Here is a 21,784-nt window from a genome sequence, read left to right as displayed (position 1 = left end):
AGAAATCGTGAAAACTTCAATTATTCTTTCATTTCTCTTTGTCTTTCCTTTCACATTTGCATTTGCTCAATGGAGTACAAATTCAAATGGTGCCATGCACTACGATGGAGGAGACGTGGCCATTGGTCTAACCAACCCTTCGGCTTTGCTACATGTTGGTGTGGGTATAGAGTCAGTTATCAGGTTGGGCTCTAATCCTCAATTGATGATAGCTAAAAATGACGATAAATTCAGATTCCAGATTGCAGGTTCAGGATACTCGGGTATTCCCATGCAACTGGGGCGAGATGATGGGAAAAATGCCATTTACATTCCCGGCAAGCTCGGAATTGGTGTACAGAATCCGTTAGAAAAATTGGAAATTGATGGCAATGCCGTGATATCAGGATACGGTCGATTCCGACAAATCGGAGGTACGGACAATGTGACCTCAGAGCATTTGATTACTGGTCATGGCAAAGGGGCAGGATGGATGATCAACGCACAATATACGGGGAGCGGAGACCCTCAGGGTAATGCAGTATATTCTGCAAACAATACTTCAACTTATATTCCCGGAGCAGGATATTTGGACTTTGACGGCAACGGAAAGCGGTGGACTATATTCATATCGAGTCCTTCGACTGGAGTTGGTAATCCTGTAAGTTTTACTGCAAGAGGTCTAATCGCAACGGATAGAATTTGGTTTAGCCCTTCAGGGGATGATGCACATTTCAATATCAAATCGAATGGGAAAGTGGGTATAGGAACCAATAACCCCGACTCCAAACTCACTGTAGCTGGTACAATCCATTCACAGGAAGTAAAAGTTACTGTTGATGCAGGAGCGGATTTTGTATTCGAAGAAGATTATGATCTCACTTCTCTCGAAGAACTGGATCAATATGTAAAAGAAAACAAGCACCTCCCTGAAATTGCTCCTGCCAAAGAAATGGAATCAGATGGAATCCATCTGGCCGAAATGAACATTAAGCTGTTGCAGAAGATCGAAGAGTTGACTTTGCACATGATTGACCAGAATCGAAGAATTGAAGATCAAAATGTAAGAATGCTTTCACAGCAGCAGCGTATAGAAGCTTTAGAAAAGGACGTCTCAAACAAATAATAAAATGAAAAAAAAAGTATCAATTCTAATCTTGTCAATATTTACATATCTGACCGTTTACTCCCAGCATGTTCTGGATGAAACGGGAAATGCGCTCTTGAGGAACACTTCTGTCACAAGTGGATGGTCGGGAACCACATCATTGACCTTTTCAGCAACTGCTGCTCAAAACTCTGGATTTAGATTGTCATATGAAGCTGATTCCAATCCTCGAGTAGGTCGACTTAGCCTAAATAACAACTGGGCAGGCGTACATGGTGATTTTGCAATAAGTCTAAGGAACGCCTCAGGTACATTTGAAAGGTTCAGAATAAAACATGATGGCAATGTCGGTATTGGAACCGGTAACCCAAGTCAAAAGTTACATATCAATGCGGGATACAATGGCCTGTTGGTAAATGGAGTTCAAGGAGGAAATAACTTTACCGATCATCAGGTAGAGTTTACATTTACAGACGCAGGTGTGTCAGAAAGCGGAGTGAAGTTCAATAAAAAGAATGACGGACTCAATTTCGATTTAATGAATGCTTATTATAATGGGAATGAACTTTTTGTGATTCACAACTCGGGCAATCTCGGAGTAGGTGTTTCAAACCCAAGCCAGAAGTTGCACATCAACGCCGGTTACAATGGCTTGCTGGTTAGCGGGCCACAGTCTGGAAATAACTTTACTGATCATCAGGTGGAGTTTACGTTTACAGACGCAGGTGTGTCAGAAAGTGGTGTTAAGTTTAATCAGAAGAATGGTGGGCACAACTTTGATTTAATGAATGCCTACTACAATGGGAATGAACTTTTCGTAATTAGGAATAGCGGAAACGTAGGTATCGGTACTACCACTCCAGACTCCAAACTCACCGTAGCTGGTACAATCCACTCGCAAGAAGTAAAAGTGACCGTAAATGCCGGAGCGGATTTTGTATTCGAAGAAGATTATGATCTCACTTCTCTCGAGGAACTGGATCAATATGTAAAAGAAAATAAACACCTGCCGGAAATTGCCTCAGCAAAAGAAATGAAATCTGAAGGTATTCACCTGGCTGAGATGAATATCAAGCTGTTGCAAAAGATTGAAGAGTTGACGCTGCATATGATTGATATGAAAAAGGAAATAGAAAAACTAAAATCAAAAATAAAATGAGTTTTAAATACCTAACCGGATGCATCATATTCCTCTGGAGTACAAATGCTTTAGCACAGTCGTTCAATCCATCACCCGCTGGAAATGGCGCTATTTATTATGATGGAGGTAATGTTGGCATTGGTTCCAGTGGGCCGGGTTACAGGCTTGATGTGCATCAAGTTATGAATTCGGATAATGGTTATGAATCTGTTTTAAGAATCGTCGGAAAAAGAGGAGGTAGCAATCATCAACATCCCATGTTGACTTTCGGAACTGAGAAAGCGAGCAATGGTGTCTTAGAACTGGGAGCGATTACGTCATTTTATCAATGGGGAGGAGAAGGAGGGCTTCAATTTCTGACTAAACAGGCTGACCAGGATTTGATGCCTCGTATGACCATTGATAGGTATGGTAATGTTGGAATTGGGACCAACGAACCAGGCAACCAGCTTGAGGTGCATCAGGTTCTGAATTCGGATAATGGTTATGAATCTGTTTTAAGAATCGTCGGAAAAAGAGGAGGCAGCAACCATCAACATCCCATGTTGACTTTTGGAACTGAGAAAGCAAGCAATGGTGTCTTAGAACTGGGAGCGATTACGTCATTTTATCAATGGGGAGGAGAAGGAGGACTTCAATTTCTGACTAAACAGGCTGACCATGATCTGACACCCCGTATGACCATTGATAGGTACGGCAACGTAGGTATCGGTACCACCACCCCAGACTCCAAACTCACTGTAGCTGGCAAAATCCATTCGCAAGAAGTACAAGTTACGGTGAATGCCGGAGCGGATTTTGTATTCGAAGAAGATTATGATCTCACCTCTCTTGAGGAATTGGATCAATATGTAAAAGAAAACAAACATCTTCCTGAAATTGCCTCGGCCAAAGAGATGGAGTCTGAAGGTATTCATTTGGCAGAGTTGAATATTAAGTTGTTGCAGAAGATTGAAGAGTTGACGTTGCACCTAATTGAACAGAATCGAAGAATTGAAGAATTAGAGAAAAAAGTAACTAATTAAAACAATGAGAAAACTCATCATTTGCCTAATAATTGTTCTAATATGCGTTGAGGTAAAGGCGCAAACTATGAATAAAGTACCATCTTACACTTCTCAGGCCAATTTTGAGAGAGGTAATGGCTGGGACGGAGCCGCCAGCATTGGTTTCTACGGAGTCACTACAGGCTCTGAAGAAAATAAGAACTTCGCACAAATAGTTAATTCTGGTGGAGGGTACTTTACTTTTCACACAAATAATAACGGAAGTGTCGAAGAAAGACTAAAGTTAGCGAATAATGGGTTTGTCGGAATAGGCATCTCTGCTCCAGCTTACCAACTAGACGTAAATGGAAATTTGGCAATTGGTCGACAAGGGAACGCTGGAGTAATTAATTTCAGAAGAGGTACTGATGGTTGGGTAGAGGCTGCCAAAATTGGATTCAATGGGGCTGACGAAGGTCATGATTTTGCTTTCAAACTATCAAGTGGTTCGGGAGCGTTCACATTTCATACAAACAATAATGGAAGTGTAGATGAAAGACTGCGAATTACTTCGTTTGGTAATATTGGTATTGGAACCACCACCCCAGACTCCAAACTTACTGTCGCTGGAAAAATCCATTCGCGGGAAGTACAAGTATCTGTTGATGCAGGAGCCGATTTCGTGTTTGAAGAGGACTATGAGTTGACCTCATTGGAAGAGCTTGATCAATACGTAAAAGAAAACAAGCACCTGCCGGAAATTGCCTCAGCAAAAGAAATGGAATCTGAAGGCATTCACCTGGCTGAGATGAATATCAAGCTGTTGCAAAAGATTGAAGAGTTGACACTACATATGATTGAGCAAAATAATCAGCTACATGAACAAAAAAGTGAAATAAGCAAGATGAAAGCTCAGATCAAAACCTTGATGCAAGAATAAAACTGATGTCATTTCGAATCGTGTGGTTTAGCTCTATTCGAAATGATAAAACACATTTATCTTTCTTATGGAGTCAAATGATCAGGTAAAAAATAGTTAATATTATAGGCTAAATAAACATTAGACCTATGAGAAAAATAGACCAGCTCCTTTCAGAATACGGTGAAAGTCATCAAAATCCGACCAACAAATTGATTCACTGGATATGTGTCCCACTGATTTTTTGGAGTATAGTCGGACTATTTTGGTCAATTCCGACGGATATTCTAATCTCTGCTTTTCCGAATGTGGTGAACCCATTTCTCAACTGGGCTACTATTATTCTTGTGGTTGTACTTCTTTACTATTTTACTTTGTCTTTCTGGTTGTTTGCTGGTATGGCAGTTGCAGTGCTGGGTTTTTTATATCTCACATTATTCATAGATCAGTTGGGATTTGCACCAGTATGGCTAGTAAGTATAGTCGTATTTGTCGTGGCTTGGATTGGCCAGTTTTACGGACACAACGTAGAAGGTAAGAAGCCGTCATTCTTAAAAGACGTTCAGTTTTTGCTGATAGGACCTGCCTGGTTGATGCACTTCATTTATAAGAAATTAGGAATACCCTATTAATAAAAAACCCTTGAATATCTAGTATTCAAGGATTTTGGTTTTATCTGCTGATTCGTTCCATTAGTTACTACCGCTCCAGGGAGGGGTAATGCCATTCACTCGCGTGTAGGCGATTAACTGCCCCTTGTGTTCATAGCTATGCGTAGCGATGATCATAATCAAAGAGCGCTTAGTGAAGGTGCCGAAAGGTAACTCGACCATATCGTTCATTTGCTCGTCTTTGACATCAGCTACTGCCGCAGTAGCAAAGGCATAAGCATCATTGACATATTTCAAAATTTCATCCTTGTTAGTAGTGGATTTTTCTAATGTTTGAGGATTTAGTCCATCAGGCAGAGCTTTGCCCAATGAACTTGCCAATCCATAGGTAGAACCAGCTATGTGCAAGATCACCTCAGATACGCTTCTGACGCTGTCGCCAGGTCTCCAAGTAAATTTCTCCTGAGGAATAGCACCTATGAGTTTAACGATTTGACCCTGACTGTAGCTCATACTACCTGCAAATTCTTGCTGGTAGGTGGTCACTTGGGCGGTTTCCTGTGCGGTAGCCAGGAAAGGCATAATTAGTAAAATGTAAAGTAAGTTTTTCATAAGTTTATTTGTTTGTTGATTGTTGAATGGAAACCTCATAACAAAATTATCCTCACGAATACAGAATAAGATGGCAAGTTGGTTTCACGGTTTGTTTTTTAGTTCAGCTCTTGAAACGGTTGAAAAAGTCTAGAGTTAGTAATCTACGATATTTTTTCACATTTTATTAATGGCAGAATAAGTACGCCTGTAGCTAATCATTTGTCTGAACGGCTGAAGGCTATTGTGAAGTATGAAATATCTAAGCTGTGTTAAGTGAGTCGCCGAAGCGTAAGACAATTAGGGTGATGACTATTTGCTAAACCCAACTGACCAAAGCAATCTCTGCATGAATTCCCCATTCATCAAATCTTTCAAGCCAAAACAACTGTTTTTCCGAAAGGTGGTCATTAGGAGATTTTACTTCGTAAAAAGAATATTCCTTTTCCTTCCAGACGAATAAATCTGGAAACCCAGTTGATCTGTTTTTTGGATCAATGGCCATCTCCGCAAGCAAGGACTTGATTTGTTTAAGTTTGACGTAGGATAAAAACTTCCACATGCCCTCTATCATATCATCATCCCAATGAACGAAAGGATTGGAAATATTTGTGAAGGATTGGACACTCTTTTTCAATACATTCACCAATTGATTTTTGTTTTTTGTAAGCTCTAGTTTTTGCTTGATGGCCTCCTTACGCTTTTTATAGAAGTCTTTCTCATAGATGTCCGATGGGCTGCGTTGCAAGGGTTGATGCAGGCTATTGTGTTTTGGATCAAATATTTCATCCCAAAAGAAAAGACCAAATACATTTCGGCATATTGAGTTTTCAGAATGATAGCCTCGAAAACCTAAAGATTCAAAGTAAGCCAGGGCTCCATCTTCAACTTGATGTAAATAGGAGTGTTTTACTGGAATTACCATTCCTTCCTTCTGGCGGATTGTGGTGGTTTTTAACTTCTTGTCAAGCTTGTTGATAACGTCCTGAGCGATATAATATTCTTTGTTGTCATTAGGACTATCCAGGATATGATGAGCGAGTTCCAGAGACTTCTTGAATTCTTTTTGCTTATTGTATATCCTAATTCTTCGTTCTCTTAATGGTGAAGAGGAGGAAAGATGGTACACTTCAAGGGCTTCATCATAGTGCTTATTCCTTTCCAAATGGTAGCCTACCTTATAAAGCAATTTTTCGGCTCTGCTTTTTGCTTTATCCAGACTAAGAAAATAGCCAATTTCAATCTGACTGAACCAATCGTAGATACTTAATGGAGATAAGGTTTCTTCTAAGAGATAGTATTCCTTATTGAGTTGTGATAGCTGCATAACGGCTTCGGCTTCCTCTCTGGATTCGAACGATGTACCCAGCTGAGATTCATCAATTTCCATAAACCGTGCATGTCCGATGTCGCGAATTACAAAATCTGACATGTCTCCGTGATTATGGCCAAAGAAAAATAACTTTACCATGTTCAGTTCCTCCTTTACCGCTTGGGTAATAATGGATTCATTGTAAAACGTTTCCAGTAGGTCAATGGAATCTACAGTTTCCAATAAGCTCAAAATCAGCTCATCCTTTTTTAAGGATTTATCTACTTCATATTCCAATGGATTAATCAATCGTACGATTTCGGGTTTGTTGTAGACCGCAAGTAGCTGATAGCATTCATCAATTTCCAGTCCTTCCTTCTTAACAACGAAATCAAAAGATTTCAATTCTCTAAGCGCTAAATCAAGATCTGAAATTTCTGCGTAGCTTAATTTCTCTTTTCGAAAGAACTGTCCCTTTCTATTGCTTATCCGCACATAAAGACATTGTGCATCTTCAGATAATGATAGAAAGTTTTTGACAAAATTAATCTCAGAAGGAGATAACAACCCCTCATATTTTCCTATTACAAAGTTGAGAACATATTTAAAATTGTCTAAATAGTACTTTTCCGGTAAAACAATCTTGTCCTGATTTGCCATTGCAAAGCAAAAATAGGATCAAGTAGTACCTTTTTTTATTTTCCTGCGTTTTATTTGACACGCAAAACCGTGAGATGATCAACTACTATCACATCCTGGGCGTTTCTCCTAATGCGACTGAAGCAGAGATTAAAGCTGCGTACAAGGCAAAGGCTATAAGTTATCATCCTGACAAGCACGACGGGGATAAAAATATGGAGGAGCTCTTTAAACAAGTGAATGAAGCCTATCAAACACTTTCCAATTCCTATAAACGATCCAATCATGACATGATGTTGAAATACGGGAACGTAGCGTCTACGGTGGTTCATAGTACTTATGGGCGAAGATATTCTCATGAAACACGTCAGCATTATGTGCCACAGATGAGTAATTGGAAGGCTACAGCTTATGCCTTTTTGTTTGCCTTTACCATAGCTCTTATTATGAAAACTGGCATGTACATCGCAGATGAGTATAGGGCACGTGAGAGGGCGGAGTTGCTTGCCGGAAGGAGGAGTATTTTCTCTAAGGTGAAAACGGCTCATGACCGGGGAAATCTCAACGAAAGCCTACATTTATTAAGTGACTTGGGCCATTTTTGGCCAGAGGAAAGAGACATGAGAGATTTCAAGGACCTATTGTTGATTGAAATCAAGGACAAGGGGGATCGACTGCTCGCTGAAGGAAAATTCGAAATGGCAATTTCACACTATGATCTGCTAAAAGATTATTCTGTAAGCAACACCATTTCTTACCTGAAAAAAATAGCTATGGCTTATCAGGGAATGGGAGAAATAGGTAAAGCCCTTGAGGTCTTTCAAATGATGCATCTGTATGGCTACCGTACAACAAGTTTTTATTTGGAAATGGGCCTGTTGTTTGAAGAGGGCATGCAAGATTTAGATAAAGCATTAAACTACTACAAAATTGGCGCTGACTTGGCATCATCAGAATATGAAGTGACCATCGGGAGTGCTTATCCCATTGTAATCAATTCTAGCATGGTGCCCACATCACACTATCAAATTTATATGAAAGTGGCGGAGACGCATTTAAAGTTGGGACAGTATCGTGAGGCTATTGATGCTGTGGCCTGGACCAAGGAAATTTGGAAGGATAGCTTATTCCAGTATCAGATTGAGGCCGAAAGCTTCAGAGCCATGGGACAGCGATCAGCCATGAGAAATACCATTGCCAGTGCTAAATTGATCAATCCTGATTTTTCCCTTCCATCTGATTAATTTACTACCGTTGATCAAAACTATAAGTGCACAATTGGGGATAAGTTATATTTTTGAAAAAAAAACAAAATGCATCTACGTAGGATCGGCCACATTTTATCAATTCTGCTTTTTCTTATTTCTTCATTGTCTTTTGGACAAAGAAGGCAAGTTGAGCCATTTGACGTTCTACACTATCAATTCAAAGTTGTCTTAAATGACACTACAGATTATGTCAAGGTTGATGCTCAAATTGCGATAAGATATTTAAATGAAATACCAGTCCATACCACTTTAGATTTGGCAGTCCAATCGAGAAGCGGCTTTGGCATGAAGGTGGATTATTTGAGCCTAAATGATCTTGAGACCGATTTTACGCATCGATCTGATGAATTATCAATCCTTACACCTGGTGGGATACAAATTAAGGATACTGTATTACTAAATATTTCATATTCAGGCAGACCTGATAATGGGTTAGTGATTTCTAAAAATGCAAATGGCGATCGGACCTTTTTTGCTGAGCATTGGCCTAATAGAGCTCATCGCTGGTTGCCGGTGATCGATCACCCTGCAGAAAAAGCCACGTGTGAATTTCATGTAATTGCTCCAGAAAGATATGATGTTGTATCTAATGGAGATAAACGAGAAGAAAAGCTCATTTCGAACGGGCTTAAAAGAACGGTTTGGAAAATGAATAACCCTATTCCTTCTAAAATAATGGTAATAGGAGTTGCCGAGTTCAATACTCAGAAGTTGGGAGGTAATGATCGGATGACCGCATGGGTCTATGACAAACCTGGAAGTCAGGCGCTGAATGATTTTGTTGATGTGCCGCAAATATTTGATATACTGGACGATTTGCTTGGCGAGTATCCATTTTCTAAATGTGATCAAGTAGAGTCTACTACCAAATTTGGAGGGATGGAAAACGCGGGAAATATTTTTTATCCCGAAAGGCTCCTCAATGGCAATAAGGATATGAATCATACCATTGCCCATGAGATTGGCCATCAGTGGTTTGGTAATTCAGTAAGTGAGGCCGATTGGACGGATGTCTGGATTAGTGAAGGTTTCGCTACGTATCTGGAATACTATTATGTGCTCAATTACGAGGGAAAGGAAGCATTTCTGAAGAAGTTGAAGGTAGATGAGCAGAAGGTATTAAACTATCAATTCAGATTTCCCGGGCAGACGGTAGTTCAAACGAACATCAAAAGGCTGGAGGGTATTCTCAATCCGATGGTTTATGAAAAAGCAGCTTGGGTCCTTCGAATGTTAAGTGAAAAAATTGGAGAAGATACTTTTAATAAAATCATGCTCACCTTTTATGAGCGTCACAAATTTGGTAATGCCTCTACGCAAGATTTTATCGGAATTGCCAATGAACTATCACCGGAAGAATTGTCATCTTTTTTTGAACAATGGTTTTATACACCCGGAACACCTTCAGTTGATTATTATTGGAAATATAAAAATGGCAAGCTCTTAATCGATTTTCGACAGAAAACAACTTATACCTATCAATTTGATGTGGACATTAAACTGAAATACGACGACGAGAGAATCGATATAAAACGCGTCACCGTTTCTGAAAAAAATCAAAGAGTTGAGCTCAGTTGTGAGAAACCGAATCGGTTGATAGTGGATCCAATGAATGTGATCTTGGGAGAATTTTCTGAATGGTGAGCCGTTCTAAAATTTACATACGAAAGGGTTCTATTGAAGAAGTGGTACAACTTAGTCGATCTATCCCTGAATTTGATAACCCTCATGGCAGAGATGTTTATGAGCAACGTTTGAAAGGTAAGCGCCACTTGATAGCTGTCGCTGAAATAGATAAGGAATTGACCGGGTTTAAAGTAGGTTATGATAAATTTGGAAATTCCTCTTTTTATTCCTGGATGGGTGGCGTTTTGCCTGCATTCAGAAAGATGGGAGTGGCAGCAGCGCTCGCGAGTTTTCAGGAAAATTATGCTAAAGAACAAGGCTTTGATGCTGTGATACTGAAAACACGAAATCGACATAAAAACATGTTGCTCTTTGCTCTTAAGTCCGGGTTTGAAATTATAGAAGTAGAAACTAAAGTTCCTTCGAAGGAGAATCGCATTTTAATAAAGAAAAAATTGAATTGACCATGGTTAATTACCGTTTGTGCAATTCTGCCTTGGTTTTCCTTAGCAATAGTATATTTTTAATATGAAAAATTACCAATGAAAATAAAAGCTGTCTTATTAGTGATTTTGATGGGTTTGAATACCTTCCTTATAGCCCAAGAGAAGTATAAGATTACGATCAATCTCAATGAAGTAGTTGACGATAAGGTTATGGTGACCTGCACCTTGCCAAAGGTGACTCAGGATGAAATAGAATTTCGTATACCGAAGATTGTTCCGGGCACTTATTCCATATATGATTTCGGACGTTTCTTTTCAGACTTCAGGGCTTTTAATAAAATCGGAGAAGAACTCGAAACTGAGCTTTTGACGGACAATCGAATATTGATAAAGAATAGCACAGAGCTGTCTTCAGTTTCTTATTGGATAGAAGATACCTTCGATTCTGACAAGGACAACTTTATTTTTGAGCCTGCTGGCACCAACATTGAAGAAGGCAAAAACTTTGTGCTAAATACCTTTGGCTTTGTTGGGTACTTGCAAGATATGAAGGACTACATTTTTGAAGTGCAGGTGGATTATCCCAACGGCATGTATGGAGCATCCGCTCTCGAAAAAGTATCTATAAATGATTCTTCTGATGTTTTCTTAGCGGCCAACTATTTTGATTTGGCTGATGGCCCGATCATGTATGCTGTACCTGATACCACGACATTCGAGGTGGGCGGAGCTCAAATATTAATTTCGATTTATTCTCCAAACAAAGTATTGGATCCTGTTTTTGTAAAAGAACAGATCGAACCAACACTGAAGGCTCAGTATCAATATCTTGGTGAATTACCGGTAGATCGATATGCCTTCATTATCTATTTATTCGATAGCAATCCCCTTTCGGGCAAATTGGGAGCCCTAGAGCATTCTTATTCGTCATTTTTCAGCCTACCGGAGATCAATCCTTTTAGATTAGGTCAGGTAATAAGGGACGTTGCGGCTCATGAATTTTTTCACATACTTACCCCGCTAAATATTCATTCTGAAGAGATTGGGGACTTTGACTTTATTAATCCAAGAATGTCGAAGCATTTGTGGATGTACGAAGGGGTAACAGAGTATGCTTCGGGTCTGGCACAGGTCAAATATGGAGAAATGTCAATGGCTGATTATTTGGACGTGATACTAGGCAAAATCACTCAATCCAGGGATAAGTTTGATGATAGTTTACCTTTTACAGAAATGAGTTTGCACTGCCTAGACCGCACAAAATCTGAATATGGCAATGTTTACCAGAAGGGGGCATTGATCGGGTTGGCGCTAGATATCAGATTGAGAGAATTGTCGTCAGGTGAATACGGAATACAGGACCTGATGAGGGATTTAGCAGGGAAGTATGGCAAGGCACAATCTTTTAAAGACGAAGAATTATTTGATGTCATTGCAAGCCTCACGTTTCCGGAGATACGAACATTTTTTGCCAACTATGTAGAGGGAACAAGTCCATTGCCCTATACCGATATTTTAGATAAAGTTGGTATTCGTTTCGAGCCGGAAAGAACAGAAAGTGAGTTATCTCTAGGTCACATTAGCTTTTCAGTAAATGACATTGATAACCGACTTGCCATCCAATCTGTTGAATATATGAATGCTTTTGGTCATCAGATGGGTTATCAGAAAGGAGATATCATTTACAAGTTTGACGATGTAGAAATAGATATTGAAAATTATGAAGAAGAATTTGAGGCATTTACTGGCAGGCATCAGGTTGGAGATGAAATCTTGGCCGTTGTATTGAGAGTCAATGAAAAAGGTAAATTGAAAAAAGTCAAACTTAAAGCAGAAGCTATAGCCGTTGATAAAACTACAGAGGCAACATTAGTACCTATAGAGGACCCGAGTGAATCTCAAATTGCACTTCGAAAGGCTTGGATAAACAAATAATTTAGTCAGGTTATGGCTAGATTCCAAGCCTAATTAGATATCAAAAATTGAAATAATTTTTTCTGTGATATTCGTGGATTTCGTTTGTAGATTAATGTAAAATTTTCCATTTTACTAAAGAACTAATCTTAGATTGAAATGGCGAAGAAAGGTAGTGAGAAAAAAATATTTGTCCTTGATACTTCAGTAATTCTCTTTTCACATGACTCAATAATGAACTTTGCAGAACACGACATCGGCATCCCGATTACTGTTCTAGAAGAACTCGATAATTTTAAAAAAGGAAACGATACAATCAATTTCGAAGCACGGGAATTTGCCCGATTACTAGATGGTTTAGCCAAAGACCATATGCTTCAGGATTGGATTCCCTTGAATGGAAATACCAGGGGAAAATTCAAAGTACTCATGCACTCTGATGTGGAGCCGAAGTATGACGCTGAAAAGGTTTTCGGCGATCGGAAAAACGACCATAAAATACTGAATGCCACACTTCGACTCAAGAAGGAAGAGAAAGGGAGAAAGGTTATTTTAGTTTCAAAAGATATCAATCTCAGGTTGAAGGCTAAATCGCTAGAAATTCTAGCAGAAGATTACGAAACCGGTAAGATCAAAGATGCTTCCGAACTGGTCACCGGCAAGTACGAGATAAACAAGGTGCCTGCTACTACCATAGACACACTTTATAAAAAAGGGGAAGTAGATCCTAAGAAAATATCGAAGGACTATGAATTCCATAGCAACGGCTACTACATATTGAAAAGCCCGAAAAATTCTGCACTTAGTTTTTACAATCCTATTACTGAAAAGATTGGACATGTAGAGAAGAAAACGGTTTACAACATCAAACCGAGAAATGCCGAACAGGCCTTTGCCATTCACAGTATGATGAATCCGGATGTAAGACTCGCTGCCATAACCGGTATGGCGGGGACGGGCAAAACCTTGCTTGCGTTGGCTTGTGCGTTGGAGCAAAAAAGAGAATTTAAGCAAATCTATTTGGCTAGACCAATTGTACCTCTGAGTAACAAAGATATAGGCTACTTGCCAGGTGATATCAAGTCTAAGCTGAATCCATATATGGAACCGCTCTGGGACAATCTGAAATTTATTCAGAACCACTACAAGGAGACTGACAAGGAGTACAAACGATTGACTGACATGGTCAATCAGGAGAAGTTATTGATTACGCCTCTCGCATATATTCGAGGCCGAAGTCTGTCGAACATTTATTTCATTGTTGATGAAGCACAGAATCTGACACCGCATGAAGTGAAGACCATCATTACTCGCGCTGGTGAGAATACTAAAATTGTCTTTACCGGAGACATACATCAGATAGACACTCCTTACCTGGATTCACAAAGCAATGGACTGTCATACCTGGTCGACCGCTTACAAGGGCAGGAGCTTTTTGCAAATATCAATTTGGAAAAAGGTGAAAGGTCTGAACTAGCTAATTTGGCGAATGAGCTTTTGTGATAAACGGAAGCCGTTGGTATAAATGAACATGTAAGGAAGGGTATAATTGAGATAACTTAATGACTTTAAGTTTCAATTAACTCCTTTTTTATGCTCAAAAAACTTTTAAAAACAGAAGATAGCTGGGTCCTACTAATAGCACGGTTTACGCTTGGCGCAGTTATATTGCCTCATGGTGCTCAGAAAATACTCGGCATTTGGGGAGGACACGGATTGCCGGCTACTATGGACGCTTTCAATAACTGGTTTGGAATACCTTCTTACCTTACCTTTCTTGTAGCTTGCGCAGAATTTTTTGGTATGATAGCGCTCATTCTAGGTCTTTTTTCCAGGTTTATGGCCGGCAGCCTGGCATTAGTCATGTTAGGAGCCATCTATTTTGTGGTCAATAATCATTTTTTTATGAATTGGTATTCAGAGCCTCGAGGAGAGGGGTTTGAGTTTCATTTGCTCGCCATTGGTCTGGCAACTATTATCATGATCGGAGGTTCCGGTAGATTCTCAATAGACCGTCTATTACTTGAGCGCATGAAATGACAACGTTATGATTTAACTGTTGCGGTGGCAGGTTTAGAAGATTTGAACAAATCAAAGAATGCCTTACCGTTTAGCCCCGGTCCTTGCTTGCTTACCTTCATTAGTTTTTTTAGCGTTTGTTCCAGAGGAAAAACACAAAGTGCAATGACCACATCTATACCAAAATCGACTACTGGAGTACTTTCTATACCCAGGGTGCCACCCGCCACAGTTTGAAGGAATTCAATAACCATAACAATTGTAAGGATGGTCAGTCCTTCAGTTACGATCACATATTTTTGCTGCGCCTTTCGGTTCATGATTACTGACCCCACAACCAGCCCGGTCATAAATAGAATTTGTAAGCCATAAAACCATAAGGTTTGCCAGTAGGGAGGGTTGATAACGAACTTTACCGATTCTAATTCCTGAATCTGACCGAAGTGATCTCTTGATCGAATATCCAGGGTGTAATTATTTGGGGGTAAATAATTGAGGTTGATTTGATTATTGGTAGTCCATTCTGACCATTTATCAACCTGGCCGCTGAGTTTATGCTGATATTCTACCTGAAGCAGGCCTCGGTAATCAGGTCTGGCCAATTCAAAATAAAATGAATTTTCATCGTGTTCAAATGCCATAGGCCCGTGAATGTTGATGTTTACGTCCCCTTTGTTGCTCTTGGCTTCCCTGAAATACATGTGATTGCTCCAAATCAAAGAATCATCCTGGCTGGGATAGTATTTTAGCAATTCACGAGAGTCATTGATTAACCAAATATTGTCTCTATAGTTGGTGATTAGCGACATGTCTGGAAATAGCCCGAATATCTCTCGTTTGATCACTGATTTATTTCGATTGATTTGATACCAATTTTCTCCATTATTTACCCAGACTTTTCCGCCATGCTCTTGCAAGTGTTTTATAGGACGGCCTATTCTTTTCATTAGGGTAGTATCTTCAAAGATTTTGTCTTTAGCTCCGTCTAAATAGAAGTAGCCAATTGAATTGATTAGATACAGCTGATTGTCAATAGCTGCAATGCGCACCTCGTCAATAAATTGATTGTGATATTTATATTCTCGGAAATCATGGTACGTGGATGACAGCGAGTCATATCTATACAAATGACTTGGGGTGGCAAACCAGGTAATTCCATTGTGTTGATGAAGAGCACTAAGCACGAGTTCTCCATGAAAATCTATCTGATCTTCTTCAACCCAGATTTCATCCTCGTGAGTATAGAGTTTGATTTCATTATAATGATTGGCAATTACGAGGCGTCCCTCATGGTTCTCAATAAACGTAAAACGAATAGGTTCATGCACTACTAATTCAGCTTCATGCACATATTCCTTGGCTTTTTTGTCGTACTCCTTTTTGATCTCATAGAGCCCATTTGCTGAGGCCACCAATAGCTTCTTTTGATACCTAATAAACTTCTCACATTTGGCTTCGATTCCTTCTATTTTGGTAAACTCATATCCAGAATTTATCAGATCTTTTTTTACTTTTCGCACATATTTCACGGATCGGGTTTGTTTAGAAGATTTACCCGAAGTAGGTCCTTTTTTCTTCCCAAACAAGCTCATGCCCTTCTTGGTTTTTTTTGTACTAGTCGATGTGGGTTTCTGAGCAGCACTACCTTTTACCGGTACATAGTAGACTGTGTTTTTATAGTTTTGCTTTTTTTCTAAGAAGAATACGCCTTTGCTAGTCGAGACATAAAGGTGCCCGCCAAACCAGAAAATGTCTTTGAGATTTCCCTCAAGACCGTGGTAGTTAGTGAAACTTCTAAAAGGAACTCCAATTTCCAGTCTGGACAATCCAAACTCATGAGAAATCCAAAGTCCTCCTTCATGATCCCGGCCAATGGTGTAAATTTCATTATCAGGAAGGCCATTATCATGATTGATGACATCCACAATTTTGGAGTTGCGGTTGCTGTAGAGAATGATGCCGTCTTCTAGCGTACTAAGTGCGAAATGGTCTTTGTCAACCCAAACACCATTATTTACAAAGGACTCTTCCTTGATAAGGAACTTAGACATTTTACATTCATAAAATTTCTTATTTCTATAAATGTATACTTTATTGTCTGTGGTACCTGCTACATATTGTTTACGCGTGGGATGCTTATCAAAAAAAAGGAATTCGGCATTTTCTGGCAGTTTCCAATCATAGTCGCTCAAAAGGCTATCGTCATGGTAACGATAGATTTTCTTGTTGGTTTGAACCATGATCTGGTCGTCTACTTCGAATAAATTGGTGAAATATTCGTCAGGATCTTCGAGATAGGTAAGGTAGGATTTCTTTTGATTGCTATGGTAGCGAATCACATCACTCTCACTGATAAAAAAGACGCTTGTGTCTTTTACCACAGTTTTAAAGTAAAGGCTTTCGTCTGACTTATTGGGGTTCAGGGAAATGAACTTATACTGACCCGCCTCAAACCCAAACCTTCCGAAATCTCCGGCGCAACCTACATACATAACGCCAAGTGAATCAAAATCCACCGATAGTGCGGCACTAGGTGTTGATTCGAAGTCCCAATTGTTTCCTTCGTATAGCAACACTCCTGAGCGATTAGCAATGCAAAGCTGACCATCGTTATTGACTTTAAGCTCAAAATTGAGATTGTCAAGACCCTCTACATCCAGTGTGTAGTGAGATAACAAATAGTCACCTTTTTGAGCATAGCCAAATTGGAAAATAAACAATAAAAGCAGAAGCAATGTATTTTTCAAGGTGGACATAATCATAAGATTAGCTTTGGTATAACTACACTTTATAGTCAAATATAGCAACGTTCAGGAATATTAACCTTCTAATAGTTTGTATAATAATATAAATACCAAGGGCTGTCAATATTCAACTTAGTCAGCCATAATTTTATCAATTATTTAATATAAAAAGTGTAGGCAGTCTGTCGTGTCCTCTATATTTGCAAAACTTTTTAAAAATTAGTATCTGAAATACAAAAATGGCCAATCACCGGGAAAAACTTGGAGCATTTCTAGAGGGCTCAAAATTCCAAAATTTTATTGTTACGCTCATCATAATTAATAGCATTACCATAGGAATGGAAACATCCAGGTCATGGATGAATAGCTACGGAATATTTTTTGATCAGCTGGATAATATTATTCTGGGGATCTTTGTTATTGAGGTGATTTTAAAGATATACGCCTTTGGCTTCAGGTTTTTTAAGAGTGCCTGGAATGTCTTTGATTTTCTTATTGTAGCTGTAGCGGTTATACCCGCTGCTGGCTCCTTCTCAGTCTTTAGGACCATCAGAATTCTCAGAACGCTTCGGTTGATAAAAAATGTACCAAAGCTTCGTGTAATTATTGAAGCTTTGATTAAGTCTATTCCTAGTATTGGGTGGATTATGGTTCTCTTGATCACTGTCTTCTACATATTTGCGGTGTTGGCTACCAATTTGTACGGGGATGCATTCCCGCAATGGTTTGGAGGTATAGGAGAGTCTATGTTTACTCTTTTTCAGATCATGACATTAGAAAGTTGGTCGTCCGGTATAGCCCGACCCATGATGGAAGTGACGCCATATGCCTATTTTTTCTTCATTCCATTCATCCTCATCGCTACTTACACCACACTCAATATCTTTATAGCCATTGTGGTAAACACTATGAATGAACTGCATATACAAGATGCAAAAGAGGATGAAGCAAAAATGGTTGATATGATCATGAGTGAACACCGAAAATCACAAGAACAAATTGAACAATTGAGTAGAAAGATAGATGAACTGGTAAATCGGTCTAAATAAAAAAATCCCATCCTCCAGATAGCTATCGGGACGACGGGATCTTAAAATCAAACTAGGAAAATTAGTTTATTATACGATTTAGGACGACTGAAAGTTTTCATCCTGAGAAAGCAACAGTGAAGTATCACCATAGCTCAAGAAGCGATAATCATTCTCAAGCGCTTCATTATATATTTTGACCCAATCCTCCCCTACAAATGCCGCTACCAACAAAATCAGTGTAGAGGCAGGCATGTGGAAGTTGGTGAACAATCCACTTGCGACTCTGAATTTATATCCGGGGTATATAAAAATCTCCGTCTCACCGCGCAACTCATTTATCTGTTCCTTCTCCATTTTGGTCAAAATGGCCTCCATTGCTGCTGTCAAAGAGATGTTCTGATATTGAGCTTTGTATGGGTCTTGCTTTTCAATTTTGAATGAAGCATTTGAATCTTTCGTTAATTTCGCACCATACCAATACAGGCTTTCCAAAGTACGTAAGGCTGTGGTGCCAACAGGAATAATGTGCCCTTTAGCCTGGAGAATGTTTTCAATATTTTTTCGATGAACGATGATTCGTTCATTATGCATGTCATGGTCTTTAAAATTTGCGTCTTTTATTGGACGAAAAGTTCCTGCACTGACATGGAGAGTTACATGATCTTGTTGTACTCCCTTGGCTTTTAATTCGCTAAGTATCTGTTCGGTAAAGTGCAAGCCAGCAGTGGGAGCAGCCACAGCTCCTTCCAGTTCGGAAAAAACAGTTTGATAGCGATCTTTGTCTTCGGCTTCTTCTTCCCGGTTGAGATAGGGCGGCAAGGGTACATGTCCGGCTGCCTCTACTATTTCCAAAAATTCCTGATCTGTATCCCAGGAAAACTCTACAAGGTTGTTTTTCCTATCTATCAGTTTGGCTTTGATTTGAGTACAGTCGTTCAACCTTAAAGAGAGAATATTTTCGTCCTTCCATTTTTTAAGGTTTCCTATCATACATTTCCACACGCACATTTTTTTTGCCTTTAGCGCTTTTTGAAATTCAGAATGAGGAAGTATGGGTTCAGTCAGAAACGCTTCAATTTGGGCACCCGTTTCTTTTTTAAAGAATAAGCGTGCCGCAATAACTTTAGTGTTATTCAAGAAGAGTAGCGAATCTTTAGGTACCAAATTGGTAACATTCTTGAATTTTTTGTGATGTATTTGACCGTCCTGATATAGCAATAATTTGGAGTCATCTCTATTCGCCAATGGATGTTTGGCAATTCTTTCTTCAGGAAGTTGGTAGAGGTATTTTTCCAGAGATATGGAATCAGAAGCCATGCATTTTAAGTTTTAAAGGTCAAAATTCTAATATTCTCCTTATAATGTGGCGTGAATGTCTAATTTTATTCCAAATAAAATATTGATATGGGATTGGTTCTTGAATATAAGAAACACGTATTGAATTTTAAGTTTGCTGCTGGCACTTCACGTGGAGTGCTTCAAACTAAGGAAGCCTGGATTTTAAAGGTATATACTAAGGGGAACTCGAACACATACGGACTTGGAGAAGTAAGTACTATAGAGCGACTTAGCTTTGACTACAGCGTGGATTTTGCAACTGAGTTGGAAGAGCTCAAGGGTGAATTGTCTAGACATGAGTTACCTAATAGTACAGAGGATATTTATAAACTTGTAAATCAACTGGTCTCTGCTTATCGTCCGGCAGTTCGCTTCGGCCTGGAGACTGCTCTTCTTGACCTCCTGCACGGAGGTGAGTTTAAGATATTTGATAATTCTTTCTTCAACACCCAAAAGGGAATACCAATCAATGGTTTGATTTGGATGGGAGATAAATCTTTTATGAAGGAGCAGATTGATGAAAAGATAAAGCAGGGATACAAGTGTATTAAATTGAAAATTGGTGCCATAGATTTTGAAACTGAATGTGAACTTCTGAGTTATGTCAGATCCGAATATTCTGCTGATCAATTGACTCTACGAGTAGATGCCAATGGTGCCTTTATCACGCAAGAGGTGCTCAAAAAATTGGAACGTTTGACTTCATTCGACCTGCACTCGATAGAGCAACCTATTATGCCGAAGCAACCGGAAGCGATGAGTTTGGTTTGTGAAAAATCTCAGGTACCAATTGCTCTTGATGAAGAACTGATAGGTGTTTTTGACAAAAGAGAAAAAATCAATTTGCTGAAGGACATCAAACCTCAATACATCATCCTCAAGCCATCATTAGTTGGTGGATTTGCAGCTACTGCAGAATGGATAGCAATTGCGGAATCTCAGAATATTGGGTGGTGGATCACGTCAGCCCTTGAATCTAATATTGGCCTGAATGCCATTTGTCAATTCACAGCTGAATATAATTATGTGGGTCATCAAGGATTAGGGACAGGCCAGTTGTTTGATAACAACATTCACTCACCACTTGCTATACAAGAAGACCAAATTGTCTACAATAAGACATTGAGCTGGGATTATGGAGACTTGGGATTTTGATTGATCTGCTGAAACTGCTAATTGATCGAAATATTTTGAATTTGATGAAATTTATTCGCAATTTCTACCTGTTAAGTGAACTAGGTTCGTTTATTAACAGAGAAAGCAACAACCACCTAAGAAAGATTTTTGCATTCTATATTAGGGATTTGCTGGATTCTGCTGCTTCCGCAGTCAAGAGTTCAGCATTTTCTTTTCCAAGGTACCCGTCGATCAGGTGATGCCCCAAATAAATCAAGGGAGTCAAGAGTATAGCCACCGCAAACTTGTAGATGTAATTGATGGTTCCTACTGCCAGCACCTGACTAAAAGGCCATTGCGTGTGGTCTGGAGCTAATAGGTAGAACGCAATGAATAGAACCACGAAGCTGTCAATGAACTGAGAGATTAATGTGGATCCAGTTGCCCGGAGCCATATCATCTTAGAGCCTGTCCATTTTCTGAGCTTTTGAAAAACAAATACATCAAGCAGTTGTCCAATCAAAAAAGCAATCAATGAACCAATTATTATTCCAAGTCCCTGTCTGAAAATTGCTTTGAATGCATAGTCGATATTGAATGCATTTCCGTCAGGGTCAGTCTTGTAAATGCCCATCCAAAAATCAGCCGGCGGGAGAATGGTAATAATATAAATGACTAAAAACGCAAATGAGATCAAGCCAGCAGTAAGAAAACTGATCTTTTTTACTCCAGTCTTTCCAAAATACTCATTGATGATATCTGTTGTTAAAAAAACTATTGGCCATAAAATTACTCCGGCGGTAAGATTAAAATCAAGTATATAGTCGCTAAATAGCTTGATCTGCGCAGACTCTATTCCCACTGTTTTTTCCGCAGAAAATATCTTTACTCCTACGATTTCTGCTAGCAGCGCACTGGTAATGAATATGCCTGCGAGCACAAGGAACAAGTTTGTCTTTTTGTTAATGAATTGAGAATTAGGACTGTTCATACATT

General features: G+C 39.3%; 18 protein-coding genes. 13 read left to right on the top strand and 5 right to left on the bottom strand.

Annotation, left to right across the window (positions count from 1 at the left end):
- The first annotated feature begins 7 nt into the window (after positions 1–7).
- The 5 genes from ABJD64_RS23875 (at position 8) to ABJD64_RS23855 (ending at position 4,765) form a co-directional block, all read left to right on the top strand.
- Positions 8–1,105, top strand: coding sequence for a hypothetical protein (locus ABJD64_RS23875; RefSeq protein ID WP_348181376.1), 1,098 nt, complete (start codon positions 8–10; stop codon positions 1,103–1,105).
- Between the two features lie 4 nt (positions 1,106–1,109).
- A complete protein-coding gene (locus ABJD64_RS23870) occupies positions 1,110–2,246 on the top strand; it encodes a hypothetical protein (RefSeq protein ID WP_348181375.1) in 1,137 nt (378 codons plus the stop codon).
- On the top strand, positions 2,243–3,253 hold the full coding sequence (locus ABJD64_RS23865; protein WP_348181374.1) for a hypothetical protein: 1,011 nt from the start codon (positions 2,243–2,245) through the stop codon (positions 3,251–3,253). Before ABJD64_RS23870 ends, ABJD64_RS23865 begins: the two co-directional genes overlap by 4 nt.
- Before the next feature lie 67 nt (positions 3,254–3,320).
- On the top strand, positions 3,321–4,154 hold the full coding sequence (locus ABJD64_RS23860) for a hypothetical protein (RefSeq protein WP_348181373.1): 834 nt from the start codon (positions 3,321–3,323) through the stop codon (positions 4,152–4,154).
- A 128-nt stretch (positions 4,155–4,282) separates the two neighbouring features.
- Complete coding sequence (locus ABJD64_RS23855; protein WP_348181372.1) at positions 4,283–4,765, top strand: Mpo1-like protein; 483 nt, start codon at positions 4,283–4,285, stop codon at positions 4,763–4,765.
- A 60-nt stretch (positions 4,766–4,825) separates the two neighbouring features.
- Here the strand turns inward: ABJD64_RS23855 and ABJD64_RS23850 are convergent, their stop codons facing one another.
- Positions 4,826–5,356, bottom strand: coding sequence for a DinB family protein (locus ABJD64_RS23850; RefSeq protein WP_348181371.1), 531 nt, complete (start codon positions 5,354–5,356; stop codon positions 4,826–4,828).
- Positions 5,357–5,654: 298 nt separating this feature from the next.
- Positions 5,655–7,307: a VRR-NUC domain-containing protein gene (locus tag ABJD64_RS23845; RefSeq protein WP_348181370.1), complete on the bottom strand. Its 1,653-nt coding sequence runs from the start codon at positions 7,305–7,307 to the stop codon at positions 5,655–5,657.
- A gap of 74 nt (positions 7,308–7,381) precedes the next feature.
- Between ABJD64_RS23845 and ABJD64_RS23840 the strand changes: the two genes are divergently transcribed.
- The 6 genes from ABJD64_RS23840 to ABJD64_RS23815 all read left to right on the top strand — a co-directional run bounded on the left by ABJD64_RS23840 (position 7,382) and on the right by ABJD64_RS23815 (position 14,580).
- Positions 7,382–8,530: a J domain-containing protein gene (locus tag ABJD64_RS23840; RefSeq protein WP_348181369.1), complete on the top strand. Its 1,149-nt coding sequence runs from the start codon at positions 7,382–7,384 to the stop codon at positions 8,528–8,530.
- Between the two features lie 69 nt (positions 8,531–8,599).
- A complete protein-coding gene (locus tag ABJD64_RS23835; protein ID WP_348181368.1) occupies positions 8,600–10,198 on the top strand; it encodes a M1 family metallopeptidase in 1,599 nt (532 codons plus the stop codon).
- Complete coding sequence (locus ABJD64_RS23830; protein ID WP_348181367.1) at positions 10,192–10,644, top strand: GNAT family N-acetyltransferase; 453 nt, start codon at positions 10,192–10,194, stop codon at positions 10,642–10,644. The genes ABJD64_RS23835 and ABJD64_RS23830 overlap by 7 nt, the downstream gene beginning before the upstream one ends.
- 78 nt (positions 10,645–10,722) lie before the next feature.
- Positions 10,723–12,561: a peptidase M61 gene (locus tag ABJD64_RS23825; protein WP_348181366.1), complete on the top strand. Its 1,839-nt coding sequence runs from the start codon at positions 10,723–10,725 to the stop codon at positions 12,559–12,561.
- A 138-nt stretch (positions 12,562–12,699) separates the two neighbouring features.
- Positions 12,700–14,043 (top strand): PhoH family protein, encoded by a 1,344-nt coding sequence (locus tag ABJD64_RS23820; RefSeq protein ID WP_348181365.1) that lies wholly within the window; start codon positions 12,700–12,702, stop codon positions 14,041–14,043.
- Positions 14,044–14,133: 90 nt separating this feature from the next.
- The gene (locus tag ABJD64_RS23815; protein ID WP_348181364.1) at positions 14,134–14,580 is read left to right on the top strand and encodes a DoxX family protein; all 447 of its coding nucleotides are present in this window, start codon (positions 14,134–14,136) and stop codon (positions 14,578–14,580) included.
- A 5-nt stretch (positions 14,581–14,585) separates the two neighbouring features.
- On the opposite strand, the gene ABJD64_RS23810 is transcribed toward ABJD64_RS23815, so the two are convergent.
- The gene (locus tag ABJD64_RS23810; RefSeq protein ID WP_348181363.1) at positions 14,586–17,315 is read right to left on the bottom strand and encodes a two-component regulator propeller domain-containing protein; all 2,730 of its coding nucleotides are present in this window, start codon (positions 17,313–17,315) and stop codon (positions 14,586–14,588) included.
- Between the two features lie 227 nt (positions 17,316–17,542).
- On the opposite strand from ABJD64_RS23810, the gene ABJD64_RS23805 reads away from it, so the two are divergent.
- The gene (locus tag ABJD64_RS23805; protein ID WP_348181362.1) at positions 17,543–18,352 is read left to right on the top strand and encodes an ion transporter; all 810 of its coding nucleotides are present in this window, start codon (positions 17,543–17,545) and stop codon (positions 18,350–18,352) included.
- Positions 18,353–18,430: 78 nt separating this feature from the next.
- Here ABJD64_RS23805 and ABJD64_RS23800 read toward each other — a convergent pair whose 3' ends face one another.
- Positions 18,431–19,651, bottom strand: coding sequence for an S-adenosylmethionine:tRNA ribosyltransferase-isomerase (locus ABJD64_RS23800; RefSeq protein ID WP_348181361.1), 1,221 nt, complete (start codon positions 19,649–19,651; stop codon positions 18,431–18,433).
- Positions 19,652–19,738: 87 nt separating this feature from the next.
- Between ABJD64_RS23800 and ABJD64_RS23795 the strand changes: the two genes are divergently transcribed.
- Complete coding sequence (locus ABJD64_RS23795; RefSeq protein WP_348181360.1) at positions 19,739–20,827, top strand: o-succinylbenzoate synthase; 1,089 nt, start codon at positions 19,739–19,741, stop codon at positions 20,825–20,827.
- A 136-nt stretch (positions 20,828–20,963) separates the two neighbouring features.
- Here the strand turns inward: ABJD64_RS23795 and ABJD64_RS23790 are convergent, their stop codons facing one another.
- Complete coding sequence (locus ABJD64_RS23790) at positions 20,964–21,779, bottom strand: queuosine precursor transporter (RefSeq protein ID WP_348181359.1); 816 nt, start codon at positions 21,777–21,779, stop codon at positions 20,964–20,966.
- Positions 21,780–21,784 lie beyond the last annotated feature (5 nt).

Origin of the sequence: Reichenbachiella sp., assembly GCF_039944555.1 — a bacterium.
In the GTDB taxonomy this organism is placed as follows: Bacteria; Bacteroidota; Bacteroidia; order Cytophagales; family Cyclobacteriaceae; genus Reichenbachiella.
The sequence above is the reverse complement of the archived record's forward strand: the minus strand, read 5'-3'. Positions and strand labels throughout refer to the sequence as shown.

Coding starts and splice junctions, on each gene's coding strand:
- ABJD64_RS23870 (WP_348181375.1), top strand. CDS start 1,110: ATGAAAAAAAAAGTATCAATTCTAATCTTGTCAATATTTACATATCTG.
- ABJD64_RS23865 (WP_348181374.1), top strand. CDS start 2,243: ATGAGTTTTAAATACCTAACCGGATGCATCATATTCCTCTGGAGTACA.
- ABJD64_RS23860 (WP_348181373.1), top strand. CDS start 3,321: ATGAATAAAGTACCATCTTACACTTCTCAGGCCAATTTTGAGAGAGGT.
- ABJD64_RS23855 (WP_348181372.1), top strand. CDS start 4,283: ATGAGAAAAATAGACCAGCTCCTTTCAGAATACGGTGAAAGTCATCAA.
- ABJD64_RS23850 (WP_348181371.1), bottom strand. CDS start 5,356: ATGAAAAACTTACTTTACATTTTACTAATTATGCCTTTCCTGGCTACC.
- ABJD64_RS23845 (WP_348181370.1), bottom strand. CDS start 7,307: ATGGCAAATCAGGACAAGATTGTTTTACCGGAAAAGTACTATTTAGAC.
- ABJD64_RS23840 (WP_348181369.1), top strand. CDS start 7,382: ATGATCAACTACTATCACATCCTGGGCGTTTCTCCTAATGCGACTGAA.
- ABJD64_RS23835 (WP_348181368.1), top strand. CDS start 8,600: ATGCATCTACGTAGGATCGGCCACATTTTATCAATTCTGCTTTTTCTT.
- ABJD64_RS23830 (WP_348181367.1), top strand. CDS start 10,192: ATGGTGAGCCGTTCTAAAATTTACATACGAAAGGGTTCTATTGAAGAA.
- ABJD64_RS23825 (WP_348181366.1), top strand. CDS start 10,723: ATGAAAATAAAAGCTGTCTTATTAGTGATTTTGATGGGTTTGAATACC.
- ABJD64_RS23820 (WP_348181365.1), top strand. CDS start 12,700: ATGGCGAAGAAAGGTAGTGAGAAAAAAATATTTGTCCTTGATACTTCA.
- ABJD64_RS23815 (WP_348181364.1), top strand. CDS start 14,134: ATGCTCAAAAAACTTTTAAAAACAGAAGATAGCTGGGTCCTACTAATA.
- ABJD64_RS23810 (WP_348181363.1), bottom strand. CDS start 17,315: ATGTCCACCTTGAAAAATACATTGCTTCTGCTTTTATTGTTTATTTTC.
- ABJD64_RS23805 (WP_348181362.1), top strand. CDS start 17,543: ATGGCCAATCACCGGGAAAAACTTGGAGCATTTCTAGAGGGCTCAAAA.
- ABJD64_RS23800 (WP_348181361.1), bottom strand. CDS start 19,651: ATGGCTTCTGATTCCATATCTCTGGAAAAATACCTCTACCAACTTCCT.
- ABJD64_RS23795 (WP_348181360.1), top strand. CDS start 19,739: ATGGGATTGGTTCTTGAATATAAGAAACACGTATTGAATTTTAAGTTT.
- ABJD64_RS23790 (WP_348181359.1), bottom strand. CDS start 21,779: ATGAACAGTCCTAATTCTCAATTCATTAACAAAAAGACAAACTTGTTC.